Source organism: Herbaspirillum sp. YR522 (assembly GCF_000282575.1).
In the GTDB taxonomy this organism is placed as follows: domain Bacteria; phylum Pseudomonadota; class Gammaproteobacteria; order Burkholderiales; family Burkholderiaceae_D; genus Herbaspirillum.
In genome coordinates, this window is the sequence record NZ_AKJA01000020.1 from 1 (window position 1) to 9,379 (window position 9,379).

9 protein-coding genes are annotated in these 9,379 nt (G+C 65.6%); 5 read left to right on the forward strand and 4 right to left on the reverse strand.

Going from position 1 to position 9,379, the window contains the following annotated elements:
• Together PMI40_RS04115 and PMI40_RS04120 are read right to left on the reverse strand one after the other, a co-directional pair.
• The coding region (locus PMI40_RS04115) for a Clp protease N-terminal domain-containing protein (protein WP_008112422.1) at positions 1 to 222 on the reverse strand (222 nt) is incomplete at its 3' end.
• Positions 223 to 327: 105 nt separating this feature from the next.
• A complete protein-coding gene (locus tag PMI40_RS04120; protein ID WP_008112424.1) occupies positions 328 to 1,311 on the reverse strand; it encodes a LysR family transcriptional regulator in 984 nt (327 codons plus the stop codon).
• A gap of 220 nt (positions 1,312 to 1,531) precedes the next feature.
• On the opposite strand from PMI40_RS04120, the gene PMI40_RS04125 reads away from it, so the two are divergent.
• The 5 genes from PMI40_RS04125 (at position 1,532) to PMI40_RS04145 (ending at position 7,413) form a co-directional block, all read left to right on the forward strand.
• On the forward strand, positions 1,532 to 2,998 hold the full coding sequence (locus tag PMI40_RS04125; RefSeq protein ID WP_008112426.1) for an efflux transporter outer membrane subunit: 1,467 nt from the start codon (positions 1,532 to 1,534) through the stop codon (positions 2,996 to 2,998).
• The gene (locus PMI40_RS04130; protein WP_008112428.1) at positions 2,995 to 5,208 is read left to right on the forward strand and encodes an FUSC family protein; all 2,214 of its coding nucleotides are present in this window, start codon (positions 2,995 to 2,997) and stop codon (positions 5,206 to 5,208) included. Before PMI40_RS04125 ends, PMI40_RS04130 begins: the two co-directional genes overlap by 4 nt.
• The gene (locus PMI40_RS04135) at positions 5,198 to 5,398 is read left to right on the forward strand and encodes a DUF1656 domain-containing protein (RefSeq protein ID WP_008112431.1); all 201 of its coding nucleotides are present in this window, start codon (positions 5,198 to 5,200) and stop codon (positions 5,396 to 5,398) included. The genes PMI40_RS04130 and PMI40_RS04135 overlap by 11 nt, the downstream gene beginning before the upstream one ends.
• A gap of 80 nt (positions 5,399 to 5,478) precedes the next feature.
• Positions 5,479 to 6,465, forward strand: a complete 987-nt coding sequence (locus PMI40_RS04140; RefSeq protein WP_008112432.1) for an HlyD family secretion protein — start codon at positions 5,479 to 5,481, stop codon at positions 6,463 to 6,465.
• 312 nt (positions 6,466 to 6,777) lie between these two features.
• Positions 6,778 to 7,413, forward strand: a complete 636-nt coding sequence (locus tag PMI40_RS04145) for a DUF1120 domain-containing protein (protein WP_008112434.1) — start codon at positions 6,778 to 6,780, stop codon at positions 7,411 to 7,413.
• A gap of 32 nt (positions 7,414 to 7,445) precedes the next feature.
• Here PMI40_RS04145 and PMI40_RS04150 read toward each other — a convergent pair whose 3' ends face one another.
• Both PMI40_RS04150 and moaE read right to left on the reverse strand, forming a co-directional pair.
• Positions 7,446 to 8,792 (reverse strand): Nramp family divalent metal transporter, encoded by a 1,347-nt coding sequence (locus PMI40_RS04150; protein WP_008112436.1) that lies wholly within the window; start codon positions 8,790 to 8,792, stop codon positions 7,446 to 7,448.
• A gap of 34 nt (positions 8,793 to 8,826) precedes the next feature.
• Positions 8,827 to 9,297, reverse strand: a complete 471-nt coding sequence (gene moaE / locus PMI40_RS04155; RefSeq protein ID WP_008112439.1) for a molybdopterin synthase catalytic subunit MoaE — start codon at positions 9,295 to 9,297, stop codon at positions 8,827 to 8,829.
• Positions 9,298 to 9,379: the final 82 nt, after the last annotated feature.

Consider the following 9,379-nt stretch of genomic DNA (forward strand, 5'->3'; position numbering starts at 1 on the left):
CCCCTGCGCCAGCCGCTGCGCGGCTTCCTGCAGGGCGTTGGCCAGGCCATTGACGTTGACCCCGGCACGTTGCAGCAACGAGCGTGCGCCGCCACCCTCCTGGTTCAACAGGGCCGTGATGAGATGTACCGGGTCGATGTATTGATTGTCGCGGCCGACCGCCTGCGATTGGGCGTCGGCCAGTGCTTCCTGCAATTTGGTAGTCAGTTTGTCGAGACGCATGATGGGCTCCAATTTTTCAATGAATAGAAAATTGGGCCGGCGATTTGAATTTCAAGCAAATCGGCTTGACCTGGATCAGGTTTACCGATACCAGCAGGTGCCCGCTCAGGCGGCGTTGTCCTGGGCGGTCGGGATGCCGGCCAGCTCGTCGCGCAGGCTGCCGATACGCTCCAGCGCCTGGTGGTCTTCCTGCAGTGCCTTGTCCACGCTTTCGTGCATCCAGTCGACCCAGGTGCTGATCTTGGCATCGAGGTACTGGCGCGACGGATAGAGCGCATAGACGCCCATCTGCTGCATGCGGTGCTGTGGCAGCACGCGGGCGATGGTACCGGCGCGCAACGGGTCCACCGCCGAATAGATCGGCAGCACGCCGATGCCCATGCCTTCCCGGATGGCCACCAGCATGGCCTCGGCCACGTTGACCTGGAAATGACTCTTGACGCCGATGGTGTCGGTGCTGCCGTCGATGCCCTCGATCACCCATTCGTCCAGCGGCGACACCGGGCTCACCAGTTGCAGGCAGGCATGATGGTGCAGGTCCGCAGGCTTTTGCGGCGCGCCGTACTTGTCCAGATAGGCGGGCGACGCGCACAGCATGCTGTAGGTACTGCCCAGCTGGCGGAAGATCAAGCCCGAATCGGGCAACTCGCGCGCCAGCACCAGCGACACGTCATAGCCTTCCTCGAGCATGTCGGGAATCCGTTGGGCCAGGGTCAGTTCGATGGTCACATCCGGGTAGCGCTTGCGATAGTTCGAAATGGCGGGGATCACGTAGCGCTGTCCGAAACTGGTCATGGCATGGATCCGCAGGCGTCCCGACGGCTTGACGTAGGCCGCACTCGCTTCGGCCTCGGCCTCCTCGACGTAGGACATGATCTGCTGGCACCGCAGCAGGTAACGCTCGCCCGCCTCGGTCAGCGCCAGGCGGCGCGTGGTGCGGTTCAACAGGCGGGTGCGCAGGTGGCGTTCGAGATCGGCCACGGCGCGCGAGACGTGCGCCGTGGTCAGTTCCATCTGCTGGGCGGCCAGGGTGAAGCTGCCGGCGTCGACCACGCGTACGAAGACGCGCATGTTTTGCAGGGTATCCATTGTGTTCCTATGCGTAATCCTGCCAATTGCAGCCGCATGCCATGCGCAGGTAGGATGGCTCGCGTTCGGCGCCCTGGCGGAGGTGAGCATTGTTACCCAAAACGGCGCAATGATTATTGCAAATTCAGATATAACCCTTTGCGAATCGGCCAATTTTTCAAATGATAATTACAAAATACAATAGAGACCATCTGATATTTGCATATTTTTGGGTAATACAATGATCCGCCCTTCTTTCCATTTCCTGCCTGCCCTGTGCGTCATTGCGCTATCGCTGACAATGGCCGGCTGCGCCGACCAGGGCGGCATCAAGCCACAGGCGCAGGTGCGCGCGAGCGCCAGCCTCGATGTGGGCCAGGCGATCCGCCAGGCCGGCCCCGAGGCCGGCTGGCCCCAGCGTGCCTGGTGGCAGGTCTACCGCGATCGGCAGCTCGACGGCCTGGTCGCTCGCGCCGTGGCCGGCAATCCCAGCATGGCCATTGCCGCGGCGCGGGTGCGCCAGGCCCAGGGCATGGCGGTAACGGCGCACGCCGGGGAGTTGCCATCGGCCCAGCTGGACGCTTCCATCGGCCGCAAGGACTGGTCCGATAACGTCTACTATGGCGCCGCCTTTCGCGACCGCTTGACCTGGAACAATACCGCCACGTTGAGCCTGTCCTACAACGTCGACCTGTGGGACCGCAACAAGAACACCACCGAACGCGCCGAGGATGAACTGCGCGCGGTGGCCGCCGACGGGCGCGCCGCCCAGCTCGAACTGGAAAGCAACGTGGTGCGCGCCTACGTCCAGCTGGCGCTGCAATATGGCCTGCTCGACAACACCGAGGCCATGCTCAGGGAAGAACAGAAGATCGTCGACCTGGCGCACCGCCGTTTCAACGGCGGCATCGGCACCCAGCTCGAGATCACCCAGGCCGAGGGCAGCCTGCCGGAGACCCGGCGCCAGATCGAAGCGCTGCAGGAAAACATCGCGCTGGTACGCAACCAGCTGGCCGCCTTGCTGGGCCAAGGCCCCGGCGCCGGCGACGCCATCACGCGCCCGCAACTGGTACTGGATGCGCCCATCGGCCTACCCAGCGCCCTGCCGGCCGAGCTGGTGGGCCGGCGCCCCGACATCAGCGCCGCGCGCTGGCGGGTGCAGGCCGCCGGCCGCGGCATTGCCGTGGCCAAGGCGGCGTTCTATCCCAACATCAACCTGATGGCCGGGATCGGCCCGGCCGCCGCCGGTGGCGGCCTGTTCTCTTTTCTGAGCGCGCCCAACATCCAGACCAGCTACGGCCCGGCGATCTCGCTGCCGATCTTCGAAGGCGGCCGCCTGCGTGGCCAGTTGGCCGCCACCACGGCCGGCTACGACCTCGAAGTCGAGCGTTACAACCAGTTGCTGTCGCAGGCGCTCAAGGGCATCGCGGACCAGGTGGTGACCTTGCAATCGGTGCTGCGCCAGCAGCGCCAGGCAAGCGAGTCGATCGCCGCGGCCCAGAAGAGCGTCGACATCTCGACCCGCGCCTACCAGCGCGGCCTGACCGACTACCTCAACGTGCTGCACGCGCAAACCCAGTGGTTGCGCCAGCAGCAGATCGCGCAACAGTTGCAGGCCCAGCGCCTGGCGGCCTACGCCAGCCTGAGCGCAGCGCTGGGCGGCGGGCTTGAGTCCGAGCCGGCACCTGCCGGCGACGGCGCGCCATGAACCGCCCGGCCGACAACCCGGCGTTCCCGGTGCAACTGCGCGAGGCAGCCGCCGACTGGTGGCACAACGAACGTCCGACCTGGATCTACGTCTTCAAGATGGTCTTTGCCGCACTGCTGGCGCTGGGCATCGGCTACGCGCTCGACCTGCAATCGCCGCGCTCGGCGTTGATCACGGTGTTCATCGTGATGCAGCCGCAAAGCGGCATGATCCTGGCCAAGAGCTTTTACCGGGTCATCGGCACCCTGATCGGGTCGGCCGTGGTGGTGGTGTTCGTGGGGCTGTTTGCACAGACGCCGGAATTGTTCCTGATCGCCTCGGCCCTGTGGATCGGGCTGTGTACGGTGGGCTCGGCCCACAACCGCAATTTCCGCTCGTACGGTTTCGTGCTGTCGGGTTATACGGTGGCACTGATCGGCTTGCCGGCCGCGCTCAATCCCGGCACCACGTTCGACTCGGTGACCACCCGTGTCACCGAGATCACGGTCGGCATCGCCTGCGCCGGGCTGGTCAGCGCGCTGGTGTTTCCACAGGCCAGCGCGCCGGGCCTGGTCCGGGTGATCCGGGGCCGCTTCACCGCCTTCGTCGACCTGATCGGCGCCACCCTGGGCGGCACCGCCGACCGTCAGCAACTGGAGGCTACCAACGCCCGTTTCGTGGGCGACATCATCGGGCTGGAAGCGCTGCGCAGCTCGGCCATCTTCGAAGACCCCGAGATTCGCCTGCGCAGCGGCCGCCTGAGCCGCATGAACAGCGAATTCATGGCGCTGTCGACGCGGGTACATGCACTGCACCAGCTGCTCAACCGCCTGCACGCCAATCCGGCACCGGGAGCGGCGATCGTCATCGACGCGCTGTCGCCCTATTTTCGCGAAGTGCAGCCGCTGCTCACCCGCGGCAGCGGCGAGCCCGTCATGAGCGCGGTCGACGCCGCCGACGCCGGTCTCAAGCTGGAAGAGTACAAGCGCGAATTGCCGCGCCGGGTGCGCGCCACCCGCGACCGGTTGCCTGCCGATAGCGACAGCGTCATGCTGGACTTCGATACCGCCTCCGAGCTGCTGTACCGGGTCATCGACGACCTGCACGCCTATACCCTGACCTATGCCTCGCTGAACCAGCGCCGCCACGAGCGCGAGCAGTGGGACCACGCCTACACCGCCAAGACCAGCATGACCACCGCGCTCATCGCCGGCGCCCGCGCGGCCGTCACCCTGCTGTTGCTGTCGGCCTTCTGGATCCTCAGCGGCTGGCCCAGCGGCGACGTCGCGGCCCTCAATGCGGCCGCCTTCTGCGCCATCACCTCGGCCGCGCCGGACCCGGCCAAGGCAACCCGCACGGTGGCCATCGGCGTCGTGTTCGCCGCCATCGCCGGCTATGTCTACACCTTCCACCTGCTGCCCCGCATCGATGGCTACTGGATGCTGGCGGCGATGCTCGCGCCGGTGCTGATGCTGGCCGTGCTGCTGACCACCAAGCCCAGGTGGGCCGGCTACGGGCTGGGCATCTGCATCTTCTTCCCGTTCCTGGCGGTGCCGGACAACTTCGCCCATTTCAACGCGGCCGGCTATATCAACGAAGCCATCGCGCTGCTGGTGTCGCTCATCGTCACCGCCGTGGCCTTCATGCTGTTGCTGCCGCCTACCACCGACTGGACCGTGCGGGTGCTGGAGCGACAGTTGCGCAAGCAGGTGGTCGACGCCTGCTTCGGCAAGCTGGCGCACCTGGCACTGAAGTTCGAGAGCGGCACGCGCGACCTGATGCACCAGATCACCATGCTCACCAGCAGCCGCCCGGCGCTGCGCCAGAGTGCCTTCGGCTGGACCTTCGCCACGCTCGAGATCGGCCATGCCATCATCGAGCTGCGCACCGAACTCAACGGCATACGCAGCGAGCAACCCGACCTGCTGCCGCCGACCGCGCATGCCGCCCTGAACCGGCTGCGCGAGACCATCCCGGCGCTCTTCGCCAGCCCCACCCCGGCCACGCTGGCAGATGCCCTGGCCGCCAACGACCATGCCATCGAACAAGTCCAGCAAAGCATCGGGCCGCACTATCGGGAACGCAGCGAACGGCATCGCCTGCAGCGCACGCTGAGCTACCTGCACTTCATCCGTACCGCCCTGCTCGACCCGCAATCGCCGCTGCAACCGATGCGCACCGGCACCGACAGCACGCATCCAACGCCTTCCAGAGCCCGCCATGCCACGTGAGATCTCATTTTTCGACGCCTATATCCCGACCCTGCTGCTGCTGGTGCTGGTGGCCGGTGCGCTGGCGCTGGTGGCCGACCGCCTGCTGGTGCGTATCGGACTCTATGGCCTGGTCTGGCATCCGGCCCTGTTCCGGGTCAGCCTGTTCGTGTGCCTGGCCGCGGCACTGGGACTGGTCGTCTATGCCTAGCATGTCCAGCCACGGCGCCGGGCGCCCCTTTCAATAACCAGCACCACTACAAGATCAAGAAACACTCAGGAGTTATCATCATGTCGGTCAAATCGATACTTCGCGTCAGCATCACCTTGCTGATTTTCCTGCTGGCCATCTTCCTGGCCTGGACCCTGTGGCAGCACTACATGGTGTCGCCTTGGACCCGGGACGGCCGGGTGCGCGCCGACGTGGTCAATATCGCGCCGGACGTCTCGGGCCAGGTGGTGGCCCTGCCGGTGCGCGACAACCAGCAAGTCAGGAAAGGCGACCTGCTGATGGAAATCGATCCGGCCCGCTACCAGTTGGCGCTGCAACAGGCCGATGCCGCCGTGGCCGCACGCAATGCCGAACTCGATGTACGCCGGGCCGACGTCGAGGCGCGCCGCTCGGAGCTCAACATGCGCCGCGCCCAGGCCCGCCGACGCGCCGACATGGACGCCCTGGTGGTCTCGCGCGAAGCCCGCGAAGACGCCGGCAGCCAGGTCACCGCAGCCGACGCCCAGATGCAGGCGGCGCAGGCGCAGCTCAAATCGGCCCAGGCCCAGTACCAGGCTGCCGTGTCCCAGCGCGATACCGCGCGGCTGAACCTGGAGCGCACCAAGGTCTATGCGCCGGTCGACGGCTACATCACCAACCTGAACGTGCGCAGCGGCGACTACGCCAGCGCGGGTGCGGCCAAGATCGCCATCATCGACAGCAACTCGTTCTGGGTCTACGCCTATTTCGAGGAAACCAAGCTGCCGCTGCTGGCCATTGGCGACCGCGCCAGCATCCAGCTGATCAACGGCGCCACCCTGAGCGGCCATGTCGACAGCATCGCGCGCGGCATCTATGACCGCGACAATCCGCAGAGCCGCGAATTGATCGCCGACGTCAATCCCACCTTCAACTGGGTCCGTCTGGCACAACGCATTCCGGTGCGTATCCATCTCGACCAGGTGCCCCCATCGGTATTGCTGGCATCCGGCCTGACCTGCACCGTGGTGCTGCAACCCGGCAGCGGCCAGGCCCGCGCCAACCAGGCGGCGGCGCTGGCCCGATAGCCGCGCGCCCCTGTACTCGACGGCGACCTGCGGGTCGCCATTTTTTTTGATGTCGCGGGAATCTGCCCGAAGATATTTGAACTTAGTCAAATTTCAGCTTTTAAGCGACTTCCAGGGATGATTTATTTCACCAGGGAAACAATAATGGCGGTCTTCTGAAATGCTGCAAGGGTCGATCCTGCAAGCGCACCGGACCGGCCGGCCAATTGCGACGCGGCTAGCGCGTGGCATGCGGCGACGGCCGGGCTGGCCGGGATGGCCGATTTTGGCCGGCGGCATTTCCGACGTCCCTTCTTCCATTGGAGCCTTGCCATGAAAAAACCCGTTCTCGTCCTGCTTTGCATGTCGCTGTGGTCGCACCACGCCAACGCCGGTCCCAGCACCGAACTCAAGGTACGCGGCGTGATCAAGCCGGCCGCCTGCGCGCTGACCTTTGCCAATGGCGGCACGGTCGACGTCGGGGTCATCTCGAAACACCTGCTCAATGCCGAGCGGCGCACCTTGCTGCACGACGAGAAGGTCAACTTCACCATTGCCTGCGATGCGCCCACGCGCGTGTCACTGGACCTGACCGACCATCGGTCCGGCACCGCCGCGGCCAAGGCCTCGGCCAAGCCGCCGTCGTTCCTGTTCGGACTGGGCCAGGTCGATGGCAAGAACGTGGGTGCCTATACGCTGTCGTTCGACGAACCGCCACTGGCCGACCAGAAGACGATGCGCCTGGTCACGGCCGACAACCAGGTCGACTGGATGCGATCGCACTCGTTCCTGCTGCCCAATCGGCGCCATTCCTGGACCATCCACGACAACAACAACACGCCGACGGCGTTTTCCTCGATGACCGGGGTCATCGTGCTGGCGCCTGCGATCGCGCCCGCCAAGGATCTACCGACGATGGACGAGATCGCGCTCGATGGCCTGGCCAGCTTCGAATTGAACTATCCCTGAATGAGCGCTACGGCGCGGTCGTGGCAGTCCGTTCAGTCGAACAGGACCTGCCACACCAGCCACACGTTGGCGGCCGAAATGACGGCGAACAACAGCCATGCGGCAGCCGCGACCCACCAGCGGTTGACCAGCTCGCCCATCAGGTCGCGGCGGCTGGTGAGGCGAATCAGCGGAAACATCGCAAACGGCAGCTGCAGGCTCAGCACCACCTGGCTCAACACCAGCAGCTTGCCCACCGAATGCGGCCCCAGCGTGAGCACTCCCACCAGGGCCGGCACCAGCGCCAGCACGCGCGTGATGACGCGACGCTGCCAGCACGGGATCTTCATCTCCAGGAAGCCTTCCATGATGACCTGGCCGGCAATGGTGCCGGTGAAGGTCGAGCTCTGGCCGGCGGCCAAGAGGCCGATGCCGAACAGGATCGCGGCGGCCGCCGAACCGGTCAGTGGATCAAGCAGATGGAAGGCCTGGTCCAGTTCGGTGACCTGGGTGTTGCCGCTGCGATGGAATGCCGACGCCGCCAGGATCAGGATGGCGGCATTGATCACCATGGCGATGGCCAGCGAGACGATGGTGTCGATGCGCGTATAGCGCACCGCATCGCGCACCGACGCCGCATCGCGTCGCGCCACCCGGGTCTGCACGATCGACGAGTGCAGGTAGAGGTTATGCGGCATGACGGTAGCGCCCACGATGCCGATGGCCAGGTACAGCGGTTCACGGCTGGAAATGGCCTGCAACGACGGCACGAAGCCCAGCGCCACCGCATGCCAGTCGGCCTTCACGAACGCCAGTTGCCCCAGCAGGCACACCGCGATGGTAATGATGAGCGCCAGGATGATGGCCTCGACCTGGCGAAAACCTCGTCCCTTGAGCCCCAGCACCAGCAAGGTGTCGAATGCGGTCAGCAACACCCCGGTCGGCAGCGACACGCCCAACAGCAGGTGAAACGCCAATGCGCACCCCAGCACCTCGGCCAGGTCGCAGGCGATGATGGACAGCTCGGCCAACAGCCACATGCCGCGCCCGATCGCGCGCGGATATCGCTCGCGCGAATGCACTGCCAGGTCTTTTCCGGTGGCGATGCCAAGCCGGGCGCACAGGCATTGCAGCACGATCGCGGCCAGGCTCGACAGCATCACCACGAACAGCAGTCGATAGCCGAATTGCGAGCCGGCCTGTATCGATGTGGCCCAGTTGCCCGGGTCCATGTAGCCGATCGATACCAGCAGGCCGGGCCCGACGTACAGGCGCAGCTTCTGCCAGACCGTGGCCCGTGCGGGGATATCGATCGACCCGGCCACCTCGGACGGGCAGAATGGGGCCGTCGCGGTATCGGGCAAGCCGGGAAGGCGCGGCAATCTGAACTTGGATGACAAGAGGGGTTTCCTGGTATGCGTCGATGGCAGGCCGTCAGCGCGGCGCACGGGTGGCTGGCGCCCACTTGTCGCGCGCGATGTCGTCGCTTTCGCGGGCATCGACCCAGCGTGCGCCATCGGGCGTCTGTTCCTTCTTCCAGAACGGCGCCTGGGTCTTGAGATAGTCCATGATGAATTCGCAGGCGGCAAACGCCTCACCCCGATGCGGCGCGGTCACCGCCACCAGGACGATCTGCTCCTGTGGCTGCATTGGCCCCACACGGTGGATCACCAGCGCGTCGAAGATGGGCCAGCGGGCGCGGGCCTGGTCGACGATCTGCTGCAATGCGCGCTCGGTCATGGCGGGGTAATGCTCCAACTCCAGGGTCGACACCACCGCGCCTTCGTTGAGATCCCGCACGGTGCCCAAGAATGTCACCACCGCCCCGACCCCGGGGTTGGCCAGGCGCAACCGGGCCACCTCGGTGGAAAGATCGAAATCGGCGGTCTGGACGCGTACGGGCATGATGGGCAACGGAGTTCAAGCAAGTCAGCGATTCTACCAGTGCCGCCGTGTGCTGGCCGATGCCGGCAGCACGGCGGCTGCC

Bases quoted from the DNA above. Each gene is read 5' to 3' on its own strand.
- PMI40_RS04125 (WP_008112426.1), top strand. From the start codon at position 1,532: ATGATCCGCCCTTCTTTCCATTTCCTGCCTGCCCTGTGCGTCATTGCG.
- PMI40_RS04145 (WP_008112434.1), top strand. From the start codon at position 6,778: ATGAAAAAACCCGTTCTCGTCCTGCTTTGCATGTCGCTGTGGTCGCAC.
- PMI40_RS04135 (WP_008112431.1), top strand. From the start codon at position 5,198: ATGCCACGTGAGATCTCATTTTTCGACGCCTATATCCCGACCCTGCTG.
- moaE (WP_008112439.1), bottom strand. From the start codon at position 9,297: ATGCCCGTACGCGTCCAGACCGCCGATTTCGATCTTTCCACCGAGGTG.
- PMI40_RS04140 (WP_008112432.1), top strand. From the start codon at position 5,479: ATGTCGGTCAAATCGATACTTCGCGTCAGCATCACCTTGCTGATTTTC.
- PMI40_RS04130 (WP_008112428.1), top strand. From the start codon at position 2,995: ATGAACCGCCCGGCCGACAACCCGGCGTTCCCGGTGCAACTGCGCGAG.
- PMI40_RS04120 (WP_008112424.1), bottom strand. From the start codon at position 1,311: ATGGATACCCTGCAAAACATGCGCGTCTTCGTACGCGTGGTCGACGCC.